Annotated in this window: 21 protein-coding genes; 7 read left to right on the forward strand and 14 right to left on the reverse strand. The window is 46.3% G+C overall.

Going from position 1 to position 18737, the window contains the following annotated elements; all coding sequences use genetic code 11:
* From QUA03_RS24785 to QUA03_RS24800, 4 genes are all read right to left on the reverse strand, one after another.
* Positions 1 to 809 (reverse strand): hypothetical protein (locus tag QUA03_RS24785; protein WP_333215833.1); only part of this gene is annotated, 809 nt, incomplete at its 3' end.
* A 294-nt stretch (positions 810 to 1103) separates the two neighbouring features.
* A complete protein-coding gene (locus tag QUA03_RS24790) occupies positions 1104 to 1313 on the reverse strand; it encodes a CsbD family protein (protein ID WP_333215835.1) in 210 nt (69 codons plus the stop codon).
* A gap of 328 nt (positions 1314 to 1641) precedes the next feature.
* On the reverse strand, positions 1642 to 2469 hold the full coding sequence (locus tag QUA03_RS24795; protein WP_333215837.1) for a PHP domain-containing protein: 828 nt from the start codon (positions 2467 to 2469) through the stop codon (positions 1642 to 1644).
* Positions 2470 to 2785: 316 nt separating this feature from the next.
* Positions 2786 to 3067, reverse strand: coding sequence for a hypothetical protein (locus tag QUA03_RS24800; RefSeq protein WP_333082156.1), 282 nt, complete (start codon positions 3065 to 3067; stop codon positions 2786 to 2788).
* A 118-nt stretch (positions 3068 to 3185) separates the two neighbouring features.
* Between QUA03_RS24800 and QUA03_RS24805 the strand changes: the two genes are divergently transcribed.
* Together QUA03_RS24805 and QUA03_RS24810 are read left to right on the forward strand one after the other, a co-directional pair.
* Positions 3186 to 3362: a hypothetical protein gene (locus QUA03_RS24805; protein ID WP_333215839.1), complete on the forward strand. Its 177-nt coding sequence runs from the start codon at positions 3186 to 3188 to the stop codon at positions 3360 to 3362.
* Between the two features lie 176 nt (positions 3363 to 3538).
* Positions 3539 to 3865, forward strand: a complete 327-nt coding sequence (locus tag QUA03_RS24810; RefSeq protein ID WP_333215841.1) for a hypothetical protein — start codon at positions 3539 to 3541, stop codon at positions 3863 to 3865.
* 151 nt (positions 3866 to 4016) lie between these two features.
* Here the strand turns inward: QUA03_RS24810 and QUA03_RS24815 are convergent, their stop codons facing one another.
* Positions 4017 to 4484: a hypothetical protein gene (locus QUA03_RS24815; RefSeq protein WP_333215843.1), complete on the reverse strand. Its 468-nt coding sequence runs from the start codon at positions 4482 to 4484 to the stop codon at positions 4017 to 4019.
* A 55-nt stretch (positions 4485 to 4539) separates the two neighbouring features.
* On the opposite strand from QUA03_RS24815, the gene QUA03_RS24820 reads away from it, so the two are divergent.
* Positions 4540 to 5160, forward strand: coding sequence for a histidine phosphatase family protein (locus QUA03_RS24820; protein WP_333215845.1), 621 nt, complete (start codon positions 4540 to 4542; stop codon positions 5158 to 5160).
* Positions 5161 to 5206: 46 nt separating this feature from the next.
* Entirely contained in the window at positions 5207 to 5590 is a 384-nt protein-coding gene (locus tag QUA03_RS24825) for a VOC family protein (protein ID WP_333215847.1), read from the forward strand.
* A 186-nt stretch (positions 5591 to 5776) separates the two neighbouring features.
* Here QUA03_RS24825 and QUA03_RS24830 read toward each other — a convergent pair whose 3' ends face one another.
* Both QUA03_RS24830 and QUA03_RS24835 read right to left on the reverse strand, forming a co-directional pair.
* On the reverse strand, positions 5777 to 6067 hold the full coding sequence (locus QUA03_RS24830) for a hypothetical protein (protein ID WP_333164903.1): 291 nt from the start codon (positions 6065 to 6067) through the stop codon (positions 5777 to 5779).
* Positions 6068 to 6109: 42 nt separating this feature from the next.
* On the reverse strand, positions 6110 to 6781 hold the full coding sequence (locus QUA03_RS24835; RefSeq protein WP_333215849.1) for a phosphoribosyltransferase family protein: 672 nt from the start codon (positions 6779 to 6781) through the stop codon (positions 6110 to 6112).
* Between the two features lie 191 nt (positions 6782 to 6972).
* Between QUA03_RS24835 and QUA03_RS24840 the strand changes: the two genes are divergently transcribed.
* The gene (locus QUA03_RS24840) at positions 6973 to 7659 is read left to right on the forward strand and encodes a uracil-DNA glycosylase (RefSeq protein ID WP_333215851.1); all 687 of its coding nucleotides are present in this window, start codon (positions 6973 to 6975) and stop codon (positions 7657 to 7659) included.
* 97 nt (positions 7660 to 7756) lie between these two features.
* Here QUA03_RS24840 and QUA03_RS24845 read toward each other — a convergent pair whose 3' ends face one another.
* Positions 7757 to 7990 (reverse strand): hypothetical protein, encoded by a 234-nt coding sequence (locus QUA03_RS24845; RefSeq protein ID WP_333215853.1) that lies wholly within the window; start codon positions 7988 to 7990, stop codon positions 7757 to 7759.
* A gap of 230 nt (positions 7991 to 8220) precedes the next feature.
* Between QUA03_RS24845 and QUA03_RS24850 the strand changes: the two genes are divergently transcribed.
* Positions 8221 to 8667, forward strand: coding sequence for a hypothetical protein (locus QUA03_RS24850; RefSeq protein WP_333082147.1), 447 nt, complete (start codon positions 8221 to 8223; stop codon positions 8665 to 8667).
* A 432-nt stretch (positions 8668 to 9099) separates the two neighbouring features.
* On the opposite strand, the gene QUA03_RS24855 is transcribed toward QUA03_RS24850, so the two are convergent.
* Genes QUA03_RS24855 through tyrS form a run of 3 tightly spaced genes read right to left on the reverse strand, consistent with a single transcriptional unit; the run spans position 9100 to position 11719 of the window.
* Positions 9100 to 9696 (reverse strand): hypothetical protein, encoded by a 597-nt coding sequence (locus QUA03_RS24855; protein ID WP_333215855.1) that lies wholly within the window; start codon positions 9694 to 9696, stop codon positions 9100 to 9102.
* Between the two features lie 37 nt (positions 9697 to 9733).
* Positions 9734 to 10444 carry an orotidine-5'-phosphate decarboxylase gene (gene pyrF, locus QUA03_RS24860; protein WP_333215856.1) on the reverse strand — a complete coding sequence of 237 codons (711 nt, stop codon included), beginning with the start codon at positions 10442 to 10444 and terminating at the stop codon, positions 9734 to 9736.
* 42 nt (positions 10445 to 10486) lie between these two features.
* A complete protein-coding gene (gene tyrS, locus QUA03_RS24865) occupies positions 10487 to 11719 on the reverse strand; it encodes a tyrosine--tRNA ligase (RefSeq protein ID WP_333215861.1) in 1233 nt (410 codons plus the stop codon).
* Between the two features lie 310 nt (positions 11720 to 12029).
* On the opposite strand from tyrS, the gene QUA03_RS24870 reads away from it, so the two are divergent.
* Positions 12030 to 13949 (forward strand): transglycosylase domain-containing protein, encoded by a 1920-nt coding sequence (locus QUA03_RS24870; protein WP_333215857.1) that lies wholly within the window; start codon positions 12030 to 12032, stop codon positions 13947 to 13949.
* A 105-nt stretch (positions 13950 to 14054) separates the two neighbouring features.
* On the opposite strand, the gene QUA03_RS24875 is transcribed toward QUA03_RS24870, so the two are convergent.
* The 3 genes from QUA03_RS24875 to QUA03_RS24885 form a co-directional block, all read right to left on the reverse strand.
* Positions 14055 to 14378 (reverse strand): DUF1825 family protein, encoded by a 324-nt coding sequence (locus tag QUA03_RS24875; RefSeq protein ID WP_006632589.1) that lies wholly within the window; start codon positions 14376 to 14378, stop codon positions 14055 to 14057.
* 280 nt (positions 14379 to 14658) lie between these two features.
* Positions 14659 to 15252 (reverse strand): signal peptidase I, encoded by a 594-nt coding sequence (gene lepB, locus QUA03_RS24880; RefSeq protein WP_333215859.1) that lies wholly within the window; start codon positions 15250 to 15252, stop codon positions 14659 to 14661.
* 387 nt (positions 15253 to 15639) lie between these two features.
* Positions 15640 to 18117, reverse strand: coding sequence for an ATP-dependent Clp protease ATP-binding subunit (locus QUA03_RS24885; protein WP_190733781.1), 2478 nt, complete (start codon positions 18115 to 18117; stop codon positions 15640 to 15642).
* Positions 18118 to 18737 lie beyond the last annotated feature (620 nt).

Raw genomic sequence — 18737 nt, forward strand, 5'->3', positions numbered from 1 at the left:
AATCGCACTGCCAGTATGTGACAATTGGCATCCGGTCGAGGGCGACGATTTTCGGGAGTGTTTGGCTGAGTCTTATCTATTTTTTCATTGGGATAACTGTTTCGCAGTTCTCCCGTCGGATCGTCTTCAATACACTGCCATAGTTTGCGACCGATGCGCTGCTTATTGTGAGCTTGTTCTCTCTCGATGAGTTGCTCAATCCCATTTTTTGTGGTATCGTCTATCGGTTGTTGAGCCTCAAATTCTTCCCCTGGGTTGCTCGTAATCGGAGTATCAAAACTAACAGTAAAAATCTGTTGCTGCATCCGGCGATATTGGTCATAGACCTTGTTCTTGAGAGTTTTATTGAACCGCTGAACTACTCGGGTTCGCAACACATCAACAGCGAGATTGTCGAGGTCAATTGCCCGCAAAAATACCGAAAGCGTTTTGATAAAACCGCAATAAGCTTCCTGCATCATTTCCTCTAAATCAATATTAGGATAAGGATGCTTGCGAATTCCGGGCAAATCGGGAATGAGTTGGCACAATTGATTTTTGAGTCTTTCTTTTTCCTGACTCCCCTCTGGCGAGTCTTTCAAGAGTTGTAGAAGTTGGCGTAACTGTTCGTCGGTGTTCACTGGCACGTTCGGATGACATCGAGATAATTCGATTTTCCCAGGGAAAATAGCGCTGTAACGTGCCAACAGTAACAAAGTCAACGAAATCGGTTTGAGTTCCCAACCCGTGGGTGGAAGCAACAAGCTGAAACTTGCCGCTACAGGAACTAAACCTGCTAAGGGTTCGACGGGGGTATCATGTCTCGTCATAGTCCAGTTTTTGCGTGTTGATACTCTGATATCGCAGGTTTTGGCGGCTTTATGCAGAATTGAGCAAAAATTTTTCGTAAAGGCAATGCGATAAGGACTGAAGTCCTTACTACGAAATTAATCCGGTGTAAAATTAACAATCATAGGGACTTCTCCACTGCGCTTTTGAAGGGATATCGCAGGAGTCACCCAGTTTATGCACATTCCAAAAATAAATCATATCAAACCCTATTGATACCAAAGGATTTGATATGAAGCGAATTCTATTAGCCAGGATTTGGTATAACGCAGTTTCTACAATTTGTCGATCGACCTTTTGGCTTGATCGGCCAGATTTTTCACCGCATTTTTTGCATCTTCTGCTGCGTGGCGGGCGGCAGCTTCGGCTTGTTTGGCTTTACCTTCAACCTGGTCTTTTCTGTTGCCCGTGATACTACCGAAAATTTCCTGAGCTTTGCCTTCTAAATTTTTGCCGATCGCCTTAGCTCTGTCTTCTGCACTCATAATAAGCTCCGTTTGGCAAGTTGCTATAGTAACATTGTAAAATCAACTCGCCTGCAATTGCCTTTAACTTCATATTAATTTATATTCTGCTTGACCTCGGTCTTCTTCTGATGACTTACTTAGTGCAAATTCCTCCCTCAAAAAGCGAAAGATTCCTTTTTTTTACCACTGAATACGTCGGCAAAATTCGTCATAACTGAGATGTTGCACCATTCTCCAGAACGGGCAAGATGCCCGTTCCACAAAAGATAAATTTTCTTGTGGAACAGACCGGAAAGCCTCTTCATAAAAGCCTAATTGAGAATGGTGCAAAATTCGTCCTAAAAAACTATTTCAAACTCGCCGCAGCAACTTTAATCGGTTCGAGCAATTCTAACGGCAAATGCAGCATATTCAATTGGGTGCTATCTGCTGCTTTCCTTTCAGGATCGGGGCCGTGATAATCGCTGCCACCAGTTGCCAGCAAACCGTAATGAAGACACAAATCTTTCAACTTTTGAATTTGGCTATAACTGTGGGTGGGATGGTATACTTCAACTCCCATTAAACCCGCATCTACTAATTCTTGTAAAACTTCCTCAACACCGCCGCCGCGAAATAAATAAGGGTGAGCCCACACCGGTACTGCGCCGCAACTTTTCAGTAAATCAATACCTTCGACGATCGAGAATTTCTCGTAATGAACATAAGCCGGGCCGTCATCTCCCAGCCAGCGATCGAATGCTTCCCGCGATGATTTCGCGTGACCCGCTTTTACAAGTGCAGAGGCAATGTGAGGCCGTCCCGGTGCCATTCCTGGGGATGTTTTTGGCAGTTTGATCGCGTATCCCATTGCTGCTAATTTTTCGACCATTTCCTGCGATCGGCGAAACCTTCCTTCCAGGCGATCGTTCAAAGGAACTCGCAACTTATTTGCATCGGGATAAAAACCTAAAATGTGCAGCGATCGGCCGTTGTGAACGGTGCTGAGTTCGAGTCCAGGCACGATTTCTATACCGTGCAAAGCAGCAGCGGCGAAGGCTTCATCCCAACCCGACATCGTATCGTGATCCGTGACGGCCAAGGCCCGAACCCCCGAAGACGCGGCGGCGGCTACGAGTTCGGCAGGGGTGAGAGTGCCGTCGGAATAAGTAGTGTGGCAGTGGAGTTCTAGCATTTTTTTCGGTAAGTTAAAGTCTGTGAAACCTGCAATTATTCCCCTCACTCATGTGACATATATCGTCATACTATTTTAGATTTTAGATTTTAGATTTTAGATTGGGAATGAGTGATGATATAAGGGTTGAGAGTTTGTCTACTGTTGCATTTTTTTTCAGAACTGGTTTCACGGCCAGCAACATTTTTTTTATTTTTATCGTTATTTGTAATAAATAGTTGCGCCTTTAATTTGTACACTTATGCTTATTCAAACTCTGGATGACATGGGTATTCAGCCCGCCTTTTCCGTTGAATTTGGATGGAGAACAGCTTAGCTATTTCTTGATTTCTCGCATTGGGTAAAGGACACCCTCTGGCAATTTGGGAGGAACCGGCGATATTTCAATACTTTGTATGTTGTGAACTGGGATAACTACCAGTTTATCTGCCAATTCGAGAATTATCGGGTCTGCCGTCAACATTTTGTGCAGGCGAGTGCCTAAAGTTGCTTGCTCTCCTACTGTTCCCTCTGGCGCAATGAACTGGAAGTGTTGCTGTTTGCCGTTGGTATAGTGGATTGTCAGATTGATAATTCCTTCTTGGTTGGTTGCTTGCATAATTTTTTTCCCTAACAGTCGATCGGGACTTCGCAAAATTAACAATAAATCAAAACTGGCGATCGCACCACCGTTGGAAAGCTCGTTGCAAAGCTTTTGACCAAACGAGGCTGTCGATATGAAAGTTCGCGTGCTGCTAATTTTATCACAAAAACTGTACGGAAACTCGCCAACTTACCTAGTATACAATTGGCAGTCGCGCTGTCTTTGCTCCTCAATGCGCGAGAGCCTTCGCCAGCAATATTGGGTCGATCGGGCTTTCTTCTATGCCAGTTGGCAAAGTGGCTCAATTTAGCCTCTGTAACGACTTGACTCAAAGCGGTCTCAAGTCATACAGCAGAGGTATTTGAGGGCTTTGGGTGTCAAGGTTTTTCGAGGTGGTAACTGTGGAGGTTAGGATAGTGGCATTCTGCTGTCACTGCCGTAGAGGATTTTTTTATAAATTAATAACATAACATTCAGGTACAGCTTATGAAATCCACACTTTGTTTTCCCGAAACTTCTCTTCACTCTAACGCAGTCACTGTTAATAATAATGCTATTGACTCTTGTATCCTTACAGCTTGGATTGACTTAGTAGGAGGAGACTTTGATAATTTGGGAGGAGATGATTGGCTTCCCTTGTGCGGCGACATTGATGACGGCGAAATTTACCGCGAATGGTTTTTGTGGCAAGACAGCGAAGTAACTCAAGAGTGGGAAGCTTACGATCCCATTACTAATTATCGAGTTGTGGCACCTAGCCGAGAAATGATGATTGCTAAAATCGACCAAATAGAAGATTCCAGAAAAGTTTAGCTGTTCGGGATAACGTTAAATCTTGATGTTCAACTTTAATATAAATTCTGTAAGCCCACCCGGTTTCTGTGCCTAAAAGCATTAAAGAAACCGGGTTTTTAAGACCACAACAGTAGGTTTGGGTTTATTTATACGGGCAAGACCTAATAATTTATGTCGCTACTGTTTTTTGTTTTTCTCGTTCTAATTTGCGATTCTTCAATGCTGCTAGATTTTGTTTAATCGTGTCGATCGCAAATCCAGCCTCTTGCTGTTGATATAATTCGCTGGCACGGATAAAATCTGCAACAGCCTCGTCATCCGAGCGCAAATTTGCAAAAGCTAAGCCGCGATTGTGGTAAGCTTCTGCCAAGGTTGAAACTTGTTCTACAGCGCTGGTAAATTTATCTTTTGCTTTGCGGTACTTTCCTGACTGATAAGCCTGAATTCCTTGTTGAAAATAAACGGAAGCTTTACTACCGCTGTCGGTATCGGGAAATTCTGGGTAAGTTAAAATTGGTTCTTTAAAGAGTACAGAAATGCTGCCCTTGCCGAAGTAAGCCCAAGTCATTGTTCCAAACCCAATCCCCAGCACGAGGGCAATAATGACAGACAGAGCAATAAAATTGGTGAGTTCCATAGAGCAATATTTGTTGTATTATAATATGATAAGTTAATTCTTAACTTCTGCACCAATGGCTGCGCGGATTTACCTTAACTGGAAATGGTTTTTCGGATCGCTAGCTTTAGTATTGTCGATCGGCTTAATGATTGCAACTACAAGTTCTGACGCAGCAACCAACCCGCAAACTCAAGCAGGGTGGCAATTTTTGCAGCGGGGTGAGAGGGGGTTGGTGGTAGCAATGCGACACGCGATCGCCCCAGGCACCGGAGATCCTGCTAACTTTAAGTTGGGCGACTGTTCCACCCAGCGCAATTTATCAGCACAGGGACAAACCCAAGCCAAGCAAATTGGAGCAGAATTTCGCAACCGCAACATTAAAGTTGCCAGAGTTTTATCGAGTCAGTGGTGTAGGTGTTTGGAAACAGGAAAATTGATAAATTTAGGCAAAGTCGAACCGTTCCCAGCGCTGAACTCGTTTTTTAGGGACAGCAGCACAGAAGCCAGACAAACAGCGACAATCCGCAAATTAATTGTTGACAACCGCAACACTAAAGGCGCGATTATTATGGTAACTCATCAAGTAAATATTACCGCTATCACTGATATTGTACCGCAAAGCGGCCAAGCTGTAATTCTCAAAGGAACTCCAAAAGGTAAAATCCAAATAGTCGGACGAATTGGAGGATTTTAAAGAGATAGAAAGTTATAATATTACCAATTCCCCATTACCAATTTATATGAGTTTCCAATACAGCGCCGCCCTAGTTACTTTAGCCGACCTTGATAAAGAAGTTCTCGTTAAATTTTACACAAAATTTCTCGACATAGAACCAAACCCTTACATTCCCAATACTTATGCTGAATTTCAACTCCCAGGCTTAAGACTAGGCATATTCAAACCCAAAGATTCCCACAAATCGGAATTTGCAAATCGAGCAAAAACAGGCATGAGTCTGTGTTTGGAAGTCAGCAATCTCGAAACTGCGATCGCCCGAATTTGGGCTTTAGGTTATCCGCCCAGCGGAGAAATTATCAAAGCTTCTCACGGTCTAGAAATCTATGCCTTCGATCCTGCCGGGAACCGCATAATTTTACATCAATCTCAGGAGAATGTAGGATGATGGCTAATTATTGGTGAACTCTCGCTCTTGGCTTCTCTTCCTTCGCGTCCTTTGCGTCTTCGCGGTTAGTTCAAAAAAACATCTAATTCACAACCCGCTGAGGATTGCTATATAAGTTATGCAATTGCTTCACCACCTTCGCAATCACATTGTCAAACCCGCCTCTACCAATCAAAACGGCTTTAACTATCTAATCAGTTCAGCAAAACTATAAAAACTGATAATTAATAACAGCAAGGCTGTCAGGTGAGTTAGTTGAAATTGAGGCCGCGGGCCGATGGATTCCCGCACCAAAATTGAAAAAGACGAACCAATTATATAACTCAAAGACAGCGTTAAATACTGCCACTGCAATGTTACACTCCACAGCCCCAGCAACATCATCGCCAAAGTCAACATTACCAACTCAACAAAGCGAGGCGGATTGTGCTGAGTAGACAGAATCAAAGTGTCCAACCAATATTGCCAAGGTCTCATGTTTTAGCGATCGAGCTTTTGGATTTAGCCTTCTAGCTTAACCTACGATCGCCATTCAGTTTGTTGCTGCAAACACCTTAAAGCCTCCGCCGTCTCAACCTGCGGAAATTGCCCATAAAAGCGACTGACACTGTAAAAAGGGTGAGGAGTCTCCAGAACGATCAACTTATCGGCCATCTGGGCCAAAAATCCCATCAAATCTGCCGGGGCGACAGGCGCGCAAATCCACAAAGCCATCGGTTGCTGCGACTCCAAAGCCTTAGCCGCCACAGCCATCGTCATCCCCGTCGCAATGCCGTCATCTACCAAAATCGCCAAAGCCCCAGCCGCGCTGATATTTGGGCGTCCAGGAGACAAATCTGCCAGCAGAGATTGAGCATTATTTTGAGCCAGGGGCAATGCTGATTTTTGCAAGCGTAAATTGTGCTGCTTTTGCTTTTCCCAGAGGACGTGACCATCAGCAGTTGCAGCGCCGATCGCCAATTCTAAATTATCTGGGCGAGTAATTTTCTTCGCAACAACCACATCCAAAGGACAGCCCAAGCGGCGCGCAATCGGCACAGCAACGGGCAAACCCCCGCGTGGCAAGGCGTAAACAATCGGTTTCACCGCCTGCTGTGTCATTAAACTCAACTTGCCGAACTCGTCCACAACTGCCTCGGCCAGTTTTTCGCCTGCATCGGCGCGATCGTCAAAAAACGGGTTAGAGAACATATTTTTGCCTGTACGAGCTCAACCAAACAATTGGAGATTGTGCCAGTGTTAATTGGAGATTATACGTGAGCGTAGCTATCCCGTAGCGAATCGACAGCATCGCACACAAGCTTGTAGCCAATCTCAAATCACCAAACCCGATCTAAACTATAAACTCTAGACTCGAAAAAATCTCCCTAATTGTAAAATGTATGTCCAGCGACTTGCAACTCAGCCTTTTTGACAACAATCAAAGTGCCACTTTCCAAACAGACTCAATACCAGCAAATGCCAAAATTCCCATTCCTCCCGGCACTTATCAAAATATGGAACAAATCGGCGAGCACTGCAACCGCTGTCACCGCTGCGAATTGGGCAACAGCCGCACTCACGCCGTCATCGGGCGCGGCAATCCTCAAGCCTCAATTTTGATTGTGGGAGAAGCGCCCGGACAAAACGAAGATGAAACCGGATTGCCCTTCGTCGGGCGATCGGGCAAACTGTTAGATAAGATTTTAGAATCCGTGGGATTGAGTGCAGAAACCGACGTATTCATTGCCAACGTCATCAAATGTCGCCCTCCCAACAACCGCCCTCCGACAGCAAAAGAAATCGAAGCTTGCAAACCTTACTTGCTCGAACAAATCCGCATCTTAGACCCCAAAATTATTTTATTAACCGGTGCAACAGCCCTCAAAGGTTTGCTAAGCGACAAGCGACCCATTAGTAAAATCAGAGGTCAGTGGATTGAATGGGAAAATCGTTTGTGTATGCCAATTTTTCACCCGTCGTACTTGTTGCGAAATCCCTCCCGTGAACCGGAAACTCCGAAATGGTTTATGTGGCAAGATATGCAACTAATCAAGGCTAAACTAGACGAATTCAAAGAGCAATTATAATATTTTTTGTTTGTGCTTTGTATGGGCGGGTTTCACGAACAATAATTGCCTAAAACAGATAATCTCTCTCGTAAACCCGCCCCCCACGGTAAATCCCTCAACCGAAAATTCCTGGCTTTTCTGATACCTCTGTCAGGAACAGGCAAGATGCCTGTTCCACAATAAAATTATTTTCTGTCAGGAACAGGCAAGATACCTGTTCCACAATAAAAATTATGTCATGTGGGGAGTAGGGGTTGGGCGTCTCGCCCGCCCGCAAGATGGGGAGCGTGTCATTTTTGCGATGAGTATAAATACTGGTTAACCCCACCATGACTTTTTTGCCGATCATCAGTATCAATAGTCGGGACAGTTTTTATATAGCCCAATGGCTTATGCTCGCTTGACTTTGAGCCACTATGGATAATTAAATTAATGTCAGCTCCACGCCTGACTTACATTTAATTCGACTTTTTTATGATCCTTGCCCCGCGTAAGCTTGTAGTATCGTTCCAAAAACTGTCCGGAGTATTGCAGTATAATAGGGAATAATTATCATCTCTTCCCACTTGATATATAATCATGAACAACTTTATTGAAGCTATTGGTGGACTAATAGGAATCCTAGCTTTTGTGAAAGGCATTCTTGAGTTCGTAGAGCTCAATAGGATAAGTAGATATGAGAAGTTTCATGAGATGAGCAAAAGATTCGATGAGAACGAGTCAATCCAGAAAGTCTGTGAGCTTTTGCATGATAGCTCTAGCAGCATATCAGTCACAAAACAGGAAAAAGAGGTATTTATCTGCTTTTTGGAAGAGATTTACTTTATGATTATGTCTGGTATAATGAAAAAGGAAATTGCACTGTACACATTTGGCTATTATGCAAGAGAAGCAATGCACAGCCAAAGATTTTGGCACGATCTTGATAGGGGGGAAGAGTATTACACAGTATTCCATAAATTCTGTCGAATGGTCTCTATCTTTGAGCCAAGCAAACTGGGAGTCAAGGAAACGCTGAAATACTGAGCACCATGAAGATAAATTCTTAGGTCACAATGTATTTTTGACTGTTATCATTTGATTTAGAATTGAGTATTTCCTAATTTAGAAGGTCAAACATATTCGGAATTTCCAACTTATCTATTTCCAGCTCGTGATTTATTAACAGCGGACATTATACTAGATATTATAAAAAAAGGTGTTATCAAAAAAAGAGGTACAAGTAATGACACAGGTATAAGTCCTACAACCATCGGCACTCCAACCCAAGGGTTAGAACTAACAAAAGACATGAAGCCGCTCCAATCCAGACTGTTAATTAGACCCCAACCAACAACCAACCGCAAGATGCCTGTTCCACAATAAAATTATTTTCTGTCAGGAACAGGCAAGATGCCTGTTCCACAATAAAAATTATTTCATGTGGGGTGGGCGTCTCGCCCTCCCAAAAAATGCAATTTAGTTGCGAGATAACTTATTTTTTGCATGACAATCGCGCAACCACAAACGAATAGCCTCAGCAATTTCGCTTTCACTATCTTGACTTAATAAAGGACGAATATCAGCCGCATTACCAAACCGAGAAACAAGTTTTGCCAATTCCCAACCGTTTTCCGTTTTAGTTAAAAACAACCAATGATATTGCTGAACTTCTACTCGTTTTCCCCCGCGATACTGCCGTTCCAAAGTAGTAATAAAAACTTGACTAGCATTTTCAGGAAGTGCATCTTCAAAAGTTAAAGGTAACGGTTCAAACTCCGGGCGGCCGGCTAAAATTATTTGAGGCAGCGCGTAACCGGATGGTGTGTTTTTGTTAGGAGAAAAGTGCGATCGCACAATTACGCGATTAGCATAACTCGGCAAATCTTGCAACAGGCGATCGACCAAAGTTTCTAAATCAGCGGGACAGGGCGATCGCGCTAACAAACCATACCGACTGGCATTTATACTGTTAGCATGATTTGTCACAAAATTAACTGCCAAAGTCGGGGTTGCAACCGCAGATATCAGCAGATAAACACAGATGAACGCAGATACAATTCTATTGGCGTTCATCGGCGTTCATCGGCGGTAAAAAACAACATTCATATTGTTATTCAATCTCTTCACAAATACGCGCAAAAGCCGCCACCGGATCGTCCGAAGCAGTAATTGGGCGCCCAATCACCAGATAATCCGCACCAGCTTTCAAAGCAGCTTTTGGAGTCATCGATCGCTTTTGATCGCCTCCATCAGCCCATTTCGGACGCACACCGGGACAAACTAACACAAAATCATCCCCGCAACTCATCCTTAACTGTTCCACTTCTTGCGGAGAACAAACCGCACCAGCTAAACCCGTTTCCTTAGCCAACAATGCCATGTGCAAAGCATATTCCGGCAACTCCAAAGGTATTTTCAACTCAAAAGCCAACTGTCGCGAATTCAAACTCGTCAACAGAGTAATTGCAATCAACTTAGGACTCGGTTTATCCACAGCCGCCGCCCCTTCAGTCAAAGCCAACTGTGCAGCTTTCAAAGCATCTTTACCACAAGTAGAATGGATAGTCAATAAATCCACATTGTACTTAGCAGCAGCCCGACAAGCACCAGCCACAGTATTCGGGATATCGTGAAACTTCAAATCGAGAAAAATCCGCTTTTCCCGCTGTTTTAAAATTTCCAAAATCCCCGGGCCGGAACTCACAAACAGTTCCAAACCCACTTTCCAGAAAGATACTTGCGGGAGTTTGTCAAGAAGTGCGATCGCCTCTTCTTGACTCGAAACATCCAAAGCAACAATAATTCGATTATCAGCGTTCATCAGCGTTCATCTTCAGTATTCATCTGCGGTTAAAAAAGAGATTCAAGACACCAATCGCACAAACTTATTCTTCCCCACCTGCAAAATCTTACCGCATAAATTAGCAGGTGATTCAAAAGTAAGATTAACATCAGAAACCCGATCGCCCTCCAACTTCACCCCGCCACCCTGCATCAACTTCCGCGCATCACCGCTGCTTTTACAAAGCCCGCTAGCACTGAGAATATAAAACAACTTAGCCGGAAACTGCACACTTGCCAAAGAAAACTCCGCCACAGCATCAGCTTGTCCTGCAGCACCTTTAACCAGCGCAATTGCATCTTGTTGTGCGCGTTCCGCCGCTTCCGAACCGCGATACTGGCGCACCACATCCACAGCCAAAAGTTTCTGTTTTTCTCGCGGATTTTCTGGCAATTCATCAAGTGGTAAATCTGTCAATAGTTCAAAATATTGGGCGATCGAACTATCAGCAATTTTCTCCAACTTAGAATACATCGTCAGCGGATCTTCCGACAAACCCACATAATTGTTCAAAGACTTCGACATCTTCTGCACCCCGTCAGTCCCGATCAAAATCGGCATCAGCAAACCAAACTGCGGTTTCATCCCAAAATGCCGCTGCAAATCTCTCCCCACCGCAATATTAAACTTTTGGTCGGTTCCCCCCAACTCCACATCAGCCTCCAAGACTACTGAATCGTAACCCTGCATGACTGGATACAGAAACTCGTGGAGGAAAATCGCATTTTCCTGCTGCATCCTGTTATCAAATCCCTCTTTAGCAAGCATCTGCTGCACCGTCATCGTGCCTAGCAGTTCCAAAATCTTCGCCATGTCCAATTTTGACAACCACTCGGAGTTATAGCGAATTTCCAAACGTCCGGGCGTCTCAAAATCTAGAATCGGACGCACTTGGTCTAAATAAGTCTTGGCATTTTCCGCCACTTGTTCGGCTGTCAACTGGCTTCGCATCTCGGACTTTCCTGTCGGATCGCCAATTCTTGCGGTAAAATCTCCGATGACCAGTACCGCTGTGTGACCGGCATCCTGAAAAGCTCGCAGCTTGCGGAAGCAAATGCTGTGTCCCAAGTGAATGTCCGACCCTGTGGCGTCGATTCCCAGTTTGACGCGCAACGGTCGATCGACTTTTGCCAGCAGTTGGGCTAAATTTTCGTCAGGGTTGCTAGAATCAGGTCGATCTGGAAAAATCTCGCTGACGCCGCGGTAAAGCGCTGAAAGGTTAGGAGTTATCATCGGGGAGCGATCGTCCATCATATTATTTTGCCAAAGTGCAGCAGAATTAGTTACACTCACTGGTTGACGCATAAAAACATAACTATCAAGCTACTATAATCCCAAAGCTGACCGGCTTTCATTAGCTGACCCCGCCCAAAAACGGATACCAGCCCCCGACAACAGTCGTGGAGATCCCCAAATTTTAGACTCTTGTTCAAACCCCCAGATTCATCTGTGGAATAAATCTAAAATCTAAAATCTAAAATCTAGAATCGACTGACAGTCTCTAGGGTTCGCATCTAAAATAAAAAGTCTTAAACACCAAATCGAGTGAGGAAGTGAAATCCACGTGTCAACCAACGCAGTCCGCAATAACACGGAAAACTCAGCCCCCGTATTTGAGTTTGTTCAGTCAGTCAGTAAAGTGACCGCCGGAACCATACTCAGCATGACAATGCTTGCCAGTTCCGTAGTCGCTGGTGGACTGGTTGGCTTAGCGATCAGCTTCCGCAATTTGCCAGATGTTCGGATCTTGCAAACCTACTCTCCCACAGAAACTACCCACATTTACGACATCAACGGCAAGCCGCTAGCCAGTATCCACGACGAAGCCAACCGGGATGTCGTACCCCTTGACCAAATCTCCCCGAACCTGAAACGAGCTGTTCTGGCGATCGAAGATAGCAACTTTTTCACCCACAAAGGCATCAACCCCGGCGGGATAGCCCGAGCTCTGATGGTCAACCTAGAGAAAGGTAGAACCGTTGAAGGCGGCTCGACTATGACTATGCAGCTAGTCAAGAACCTGTTTCTTTCTCCCCAGTCAAAATTTAGTCGCAAGGTAGCTGAAGCGGTAATGTCTATCCGCTTGGAGCAAATTCTCAACAAAGACCAAATTCTGCAACTATACCTGAATCAAATCTACTTAGGTCACAACTTGTACGGCGTAGAGACAGCCTCTCGAAGCTATTTCAACAAGTCCGCAAGTAATTTGACTCTTTCAGAAGCAGCGATGCTGGCCGGCTTAATTTCTGCCCCCGAAGAATACAGTCCTTTCGTCAATTACAAGTTGGCAAAAGAGCGGCAAACAATTGTTTTAGGCCGCATGAAGGATCTTAAATGGATTACGCCCGCCCAAGAGACTGCTGCCCGCCAGGAAAAAATTAAGCTAGGCAAAATTACCTCTTTTGGTGGCTCTCAAGTTCCTTACGTAACACAAGCCGTAGTCCAGGAACTGACGAGGCGTTTCGGGCGAGATGCCGTGGTTAAGGGAGGAATGCGCGTTCAAACCACGATCGACCTCAAAATGCAGCGCATAGCCGAAGAAACCGTCAAAGCGTGGCACAATCGGCTTTACTACCAAGGGCTGTTTTACGATCGCGAGGAAGGTCAAATTGCCCTAGCCGCCGTCGATCCACGCACCCACTTTGTCAAAGCAATGGTGGGCGGCGTCGATTACGAAAAGAGTCAGTTCAACCGCGCCATTCAAGCACGTCGCCAGCCCGGATCTTCTTTTAAACCTTTTATCTACTACGCTGCCTTTGCTAGCGGCAAATACAGCCCCGATTCAGTTGTCTACGACTCCCCTGTCGGCTACCGCGACGGCGACGGCTATTACTACCCTCAAAACTACGGCGGCGGCTTCTCCGGTGCAGTCAGCATCCGCAGAGCTTTGGAAGTATCTCTCAACATTCCCGCTGTCAAGCTTGGCCAAGAAGTCGGATTGAATAAAGTGATTGAGATTTGCCGCGTACTCGGCATCAGAAGTCCGATGGAACCGGTGATTTCTTTGCCCTTGGGTGCCGTTGACCTCACTCCTTTAGAAATGGCCGGAGCTTTTGCTACCTTCGCGAACAACGGCTGGCATTCTGACACCACGTTTATCGTACAAGTTACTGACAGCAGCGGCAACGTCTTGCTCGACAATACCCCCAAACCCAAATTAGTTCTCAACTCCTGGGCGGCCGCATCTGTCAACAGCGCCCTGCAAGGGGTAATTAACAGCGGAACGGCAAGGGCTGCTCAACTTGGGCGACCGGCTGCTGGGAAAACTGGTACAACTTCCTCAGAACGGGATATCTGGTTTGTGGGTTACGTGCCACAGTTGTCGGTGGCTGTTTGGATGGGCAATGACAACTATAGACCGATGAGCTACGGTGCTACTGGTGGTACTATTGTCGCCCCTGTTTGGCGTGATTTTATGAGCCAAGCTTTGGAAGGCGTTCCCGCAGAAAGTTTCAAACCTGCTTCATCTTTTGAGCGGCCTTAATTATCAGTCATTAGTAATTGGGCATTGGGCATTGGGCATTGGGCATTGGGAATACTTTCTTTTTCTTCCTTCTTCCCTCTTCCTTCTTCCTTCTTCCTTCTGACACTAGGATTGTTTTTCCAGCTCAGATTTCATCCGCTCCAGCGTTGAGTTCATTTGCTCAAACATCTGCTGGGGCGTGATGCCAAATTGATTGAGCTGTGTTTTTAACTGCTCTACAGTCATCTGAGCCATGAAGTCCTCCGACAGCTCAAAGCGCTTCATAAAAATACGGTAGCGCTCCATCATTGATTCCATCTGAGCGATGAACATTTTCTTGCCTTCGCGATCGAATTTGCCGTAATTCCCGCCTAGTTTGATGAGAGATTGATAGTCTTCAAACAACAGCTTGGCTTCTTGCTGAACAATTTCTGAATCAAAAAATCCCATAGCTTTCCTAATTTTTTAATATTCTACTAATTTTGATCTAGGCGAGAAATCCCGCTGCTTTTTCTACTATTTTATCAGTTGCCGGAGGAAGTCCCTACCCCTTAAGGCGCAAGAATAAGTAGAAATTTCCGTACAGGATAAGGCATGGGAATGGGGCATTGGGCATTGGGCATCGGGCATCGGGCATCGGGCATCGGGCTTGCGATGACAACAGTCAACTGTCAACAGTCAACAGTCAACAGTCAACAGTCAACTGTCAACTGTCAACTGTCAACTGACTTTAAACTTCCCCGATGCGTTCTAGAGGCCAAAACCGCACTACAGCGCGGCCGATGATATTCTGCTTAGGTAAAAATCCCCACCTGCTGGAGTCGTTGCTGTTGTTGCGGTTGTCTCCCATCACAAAGTATTCATTTTCTGGGACGCGATAAGGCCCCCACTGATATTTAGGAGGTTCGGCAATATATTTTTCGACGAGGGGTTTGTCGTTGAGATAAACTAAACCTTTTTTAACGGCGACGGTTTGACCCGGTAAGCCAATTACCCGCTTGATGAATGCTTGGTCTTGGGTAAAGCCTTGTTCTTGCAACTTTTCGGGCGGGGCAAATACTACGATGTCGCCAGTTTTGGGAGGTTCGAGGTAGTAGGAGATTTTTTCGACTACGACGCGATCGCCCACGTGCAAAGTGGGTACCATAGAATCTGAGGGTATGTAGCGCGGTTCGGCGACCAAGGCTCGAATCACTATTGCTAAAGTCAAAGCAATAATCACTATCTGAAGATTTTCTCGCTGCGACTTCCACGCTTTCTGCCACCAGCTTGCAGGCGGATTTTCTGCTACCTCTGTACCCAAATTCTTTTTTTCAGATGTCATGAAAGTCCTCGCTATATAGTTGCCACTAATTATCTGATTAAGCTCGCTCAGCATTTAAATTGCATCTCAAGAAATAATCAAACCCTGAGCGAGCTGGGCACGCGAACCCGCCCAAAATATACAATTTAAATGCTGTCCAGCTTACCATTTAAGTATGTCGCTGTTAATTACTAGACGTGAAGTGCAGGCATTCGCAAACAATCTTGGAAAGCATCTGCGGTTGCCCTATCAATCAAAGATTTATGCCATAACTCTCCTCTTGAGATTAACTCATAAAAAAGGCAGAGAATTTAAATTCTCTACCTTTTTTATGTGAGGTTTTTGAGTTTTTTGCGATCGCGAGATTGGTTATTTCCCAACTTAACTCGCGATCGCACCTACTCAAACTTACTCAGCGCCTTGGGGCAGCAATTCCCGCTTTTGACCTTGCAGCACCTTAACAATTCCGTCCTCGCCCACATCCACAACAGCGGTGTCGCCGTCTTTGATGCGGCCAGAAAGGATTTCCTCAGCCAAGCTGTCTTCCAGCAAGCGCATAATGGCGCGGCGCAGGGGTCGAGCTCCGTAGCTGGGGTTGTAGCCTTCTTCTACTAAGCGTTCTTTGAATTTTTCGGTCACTTCCAGGGTGATGCCCTGTTCTGTCAAACGACCGAACACTTCTTTGAGCATGATGACCGCAATTTCCTTGACTTCTTCCTTGTTCAACTGGCGGAAGACGATAATTTCGTCGAGTCGGTTGAGGAATTCGGGGCGGAAGTAGTTTTTGAGTTCTTCGTTAACCAAAGAACGAATGCGGTTGTAATTAGCATCGGCTTGGTTGTCGCTGAACTCGAAACCGAGACCGCCGCCGCCTTTTTCAATCACCTTAGAACCGATGTTTGAGGTCATAATCAGCAGCGTATTTTTGAAGTCTACGGTGCGACCTTTGGCATCTGTTAAGCGGCCGTCTTCCAATATTTGCAGCAGCATATTGAAGACATCGGGGTGGGCTTTTTCGATTTCGTCGAACAGCACGACGGTGTAAGGACGGCGGCGGACTGCTTCTGTGAGTTGTCCGCCTTCGTTGTAGCCGACGTAGCCTGGAGGAGAACCGATGAGTTTGGAGACGGTGTGCCGTTCCATATATTCCGACATATCCAGCCGAATCATCGCGTCTTCGGAACCGAAGAAGTAGCCGGCTAGGGCTTTGGTGAGTTCGGTTTTGCCGACGCCTGTGGGGCCAGAGAAGATGAAACTGGCGATCGGGCGATTGGGATTTTTCAAGCCAACGCGAGCGCGACGGATGGCGCGGGAAACGGCTTTCACTGCTTCTTCCTGTCCGATCAAGCGCTGGTGCAAGGTATCTTCCATGTGCAGCAGCTTTTCGGATTCGGATTCGGTCAGTTTGTTTACCGGTACGCCCGTCCAGCTTGCCACGATTTGAGCGATATCTTCTTCGGTGACTACTGGCGATGGGTCGGTTTCGCCTGTGCGGGCCGAGTCTGTTTTTTTGGCTTGGGAAATAGCGCGAATTTCGGCTTTGATCGTCATTTCTCGATCGCGCAATTCGCCGGCTTTGTCAAAGTCTTGAGAACGCACCGCTTCGTCTTTATCTTTGAGGACTTGGCGGAGTTCTTTGTCCAGTTCTTTGGCTGCGGGGGGCAGTTGAGAGTTGATCAAGCGAACTCTAGAACCAGCTTCGTCTACCAAGTCAATTGCTTTGTCTGGTAGGAAGCGATCGGAGATGTAACGATGAGATAGTTTGGCTGCGGCTTCGAGGGCCGTGTCCAAGATTTTCAGCTTGTGGTGCTGTTCGTAGCGTTCCCGCAGACCGAAGAGAATCTCGATCGTCTCGTCAACAGTCGGTTCGCCGACCATGACGGGCTGGAAGCGCCGTTCTAGGGCTGCATCGCGCTCGATGTGCTTGCGGTACTCGTCGAGGGTGGTAGCGCCGATACACTGGAGCTCGCCTCTTGCCAAAGCCGGCTTGAGAATGTTGGCCGCATCGATCGCCCCTTCAGCCGCACCTGCACCTATCAAAGTGTGTACTTCGTCAATCACCAAAATCACGTTACCCGCAGTGCGGATTTCGTCCATGATTTTTTTGAGGCGTTCTTCAAATTCGCCCCGGTATTTGGTACCGGCAACCAGCAAGCCGATGTCGAGGGTGACAACGCGCTTGTCTTCGAGAATATCTGGAATATCGTTGTTAGCGATGCGCTGGGCCAGACCTTCGGCGATCGCAGTTTTACCGACTCCGGGTTCGCCGATGAGCACCGGGTTATTTTTGGTGCGGCGACCGAGGATTTGAATTACCCGTTCGATTTCTTTTTGGCGTCCGACTACTGGGTCTAGTTTGCCATCGACCGCCATTTGAGTCAGGTTGGCACCGAATTCATCCAGGGTTGGGGTTTTGGTGCGGGCACCGCCGCCAGTGGCTGCGACTTCTGCGGTTTCTCCCAGCATCCGAATCACTTGGGTGCGGACTTTCGACAAGTCTACTCCCAGGTTTTCCAAGACTCTGGCCGCTACTCCTTCACCTTCGCGGATCAGGCCCAGCAGCAGGTGTTCAGTACCTATATAGTTGTGTCCGAGTTGGCGAGCTTCTTCTAGGGATAGTTCTAGAACCCGCTTGGCGCGGGGGGTGAACGGAATTTCGACTGCTACGAAGCCGGAACCGCGCCCGATGATTTTTTCCACTTCAATGCGCGCGTCTTTGAGGTTGACCCCCATTGATTTGAGGACTTTAGCTGCAACCCCGGTTCCTTCTCCGATCAGACCCAGGAGGATCTGTTCTGTCCCTACGAAGTTGTGACCCAGGCGGCGAGCTTCTTCCTGGGCCAACATGATTACTTTTATTGCTTTTTCTGTGAAGCGTTCAAACATGATTTATTCCCATCACCTGCTGCTATGTGCCCGTTTCGAGGTCACGCTCGCACAACGAGCGTTTGTGTTCGAGTGTTAACTCGTACTGCTTATTCTAGCGCGACACTCCCAACCTATCTGCCGCACTCGGCTGCGGTTGCAGATTCCAGGCTCATGTTGCAGGGTGGCTTTCAACTGGGAAGACCCAAATGGTGGCTGACCTACAACCTCCCCTAGACTGCAAGAAGATTGCTCTTCTCGGCCCGTGCCCAACCTACGACTGCGTATTGATGGATTCTAGCATAATCTTTTTTGCTGTCATGCAGGCGCAAAACTGATAATTCTCGCAGTACAGGCCGGGTTTTGCACAAAACTTATTAGTTAGATGGTCGATCTAGGTCATAAGCTAGATACACATTCAGCTATATAGACATTCATCTGCTGCCCGTATCCCGAATCTGTTGGTTTGAGAGGCTAGAGCGAGCTGGACTTTCTTTATCTAAAAGTTTGCCCCCGATTCGTTGAAGATTTGGGTAGTCTTCATGTCGTCTATTGTGCGATCGCTCCTGAGCAATTAGTGACTGTTGCTACACTCCGAGGAGTTTGGCTCAGACTATACTCAGCACGGTTCAAGACTTTGC

It is taken from the genome of Microcoleus sp. S36b_A4, from assembly GCF_036700645.1.
GTDB lineage: Bacteria > Cyanobacteriota > Cyanobacteriia > Cyanobacteriales > Microcoleaceae > Microcoleus.

What these genes read in the sequence shown, in the direction of transcription:
- QUA03_RS24790 (WP_333215835.1), bottom strand. Translation starts at nt 1,313, where the DNA reads ATGAGTGCAGAAGACAGAGCTAAGGCGATCGGCAAAAATTTAGAAGGC.
- QUA03_RS24795 (WP_333215837.1), bottom strand. Translation starts at nt 2,469, where the DNA reads ATGCTAGAACTCCACTGCCACACTACTTATTCCGACGGCACTCTCACC.
- QUA03_RS24800 (WP_333082156.1), bottom strand. Translation starts at nt 3,067, where the DNA reads ATGCAAGCAACCAACCAAGAAGGAATTATCAATCTGACAATCCACTAT.
- QUA03_RS24805 (WP_333215839.1), top strand. Translation starts at nt 3,186, where the DNA reads ATGAAAGTTCGCGTGCTGCTAATTTTATCACAAAAACTGTACGGAAAC.
- QUA03_RS24810 (WP_333215841.1), top strand. Translation starts at nt 3,539, where the DNA reads ATGAAATCCACACTTTGTTTTCCCGAAACTTCTCTTCACTCTAACGCA.
- QUA03_RS24815 (WP_333215843.1), bottom strand. Translation starts at nt 4,484, where the DNA reads ATGGAACTCACCAATTTTATTGCTCTGTCTGTCATTATTGCCCTCGTG.
- QUA03_RS24820 (WP_333215845.1), top strand. Translation starts at nt 4,540, where the DNA reads ATGGCTGCGCGGATTTACCTTAACTGGAAATGGTTTTTCGGATCGCTA.
- QUA03_RS24825 (WP_333215847.1), top strand. Translation starts at nt 5,207, where the DNA reads ATGAGTTTCCAATACAGCGCCGCCCTAGTTACTTTAGCCGACCTTGAT.
- QUA03_RS24830 (WP_333164903.1), bottom strand. Translation starts at nt 6,067, where the DNA reads ATGAGACCTTGGCAATATTGGTTGGACACTTTGATTCTGTCTACTCAG.
- QUA03_RS24835 (WP_333215849.1), bottom strand. Translation starts at nt 6,781, where the DNA reads ATGTTCTCTAACCCGTTTTTTGACGATCGCGCCGATGCAGGCGAAAAA.
- QUA03_RS24840 (WP_333215851.1), top strand. Translation starts at nt 6,973, where the DNA reads ATGTCCAGCGACTTGCAACTCAGCCTTTTTGACAACAATCAAAGTGCC.
- QUA03_RS24845 (WP_333215853.1), bottom strand. Translation starts at nt 7,990, where the DNA reads ATGATCGGCAAAAAAGTCATGGTGGGGTTAACCAGTATTTATACTCAT.
- QUA03_RS24850 (WP_333082147.1), top strand. Translation starts at nt 8,221, where the DNA reads ATGAACAACTTTATTGAAGCTATTGGTGGACTAATAGGAATCCTAGCT.
- QUA03_RS24855 (WP_333215855.1), bottom strand. Translation starts at nt 9,696, where the DNA reads ATGAACGCCAATAGAATTGTATCTGCGTTCATCTGTGTTTATCTGCTG.
- pyrF (WP_333215856.1), bottom strand. Translation starts at nt 10,444, where the DNA reads ATGAACGCTGATAATCGAATTATTGTTGCTTTGGATGTTTCGAGTCAA.
- tyrS (WP_333215861.1), bottom strand. Translation starts at nt 11,719, where the DNA reads ATGATGGACGATCGCTCCCCGATGATAACTCCTAACCTTTCAGCGCTT.
- QUA03_RS24875 (WP_006632589.1), bottom strand. Translation starts at nt 14,378, where the DNA reads ATGGGATTTTTTGATTCAGAAATTGTTCAGCAAGAAGCCAAGCTGTTG.
- lepB (WP_333215859.1), bottom strand. Translation starts at nt 15,252, where the DNA reads ATGACATCTGAAAAAAAGAATTTGGGTACAGAGGTAGCAGAAAATCCG.
- QUA03_RS24885 (WP_190733781.1), bottom strand. Translation starts at nt 18,117, where the DNA reads ATGTTTGAACGCTTCACAGAAAAAGCAATAAAAGTAATCATGTTGGCC.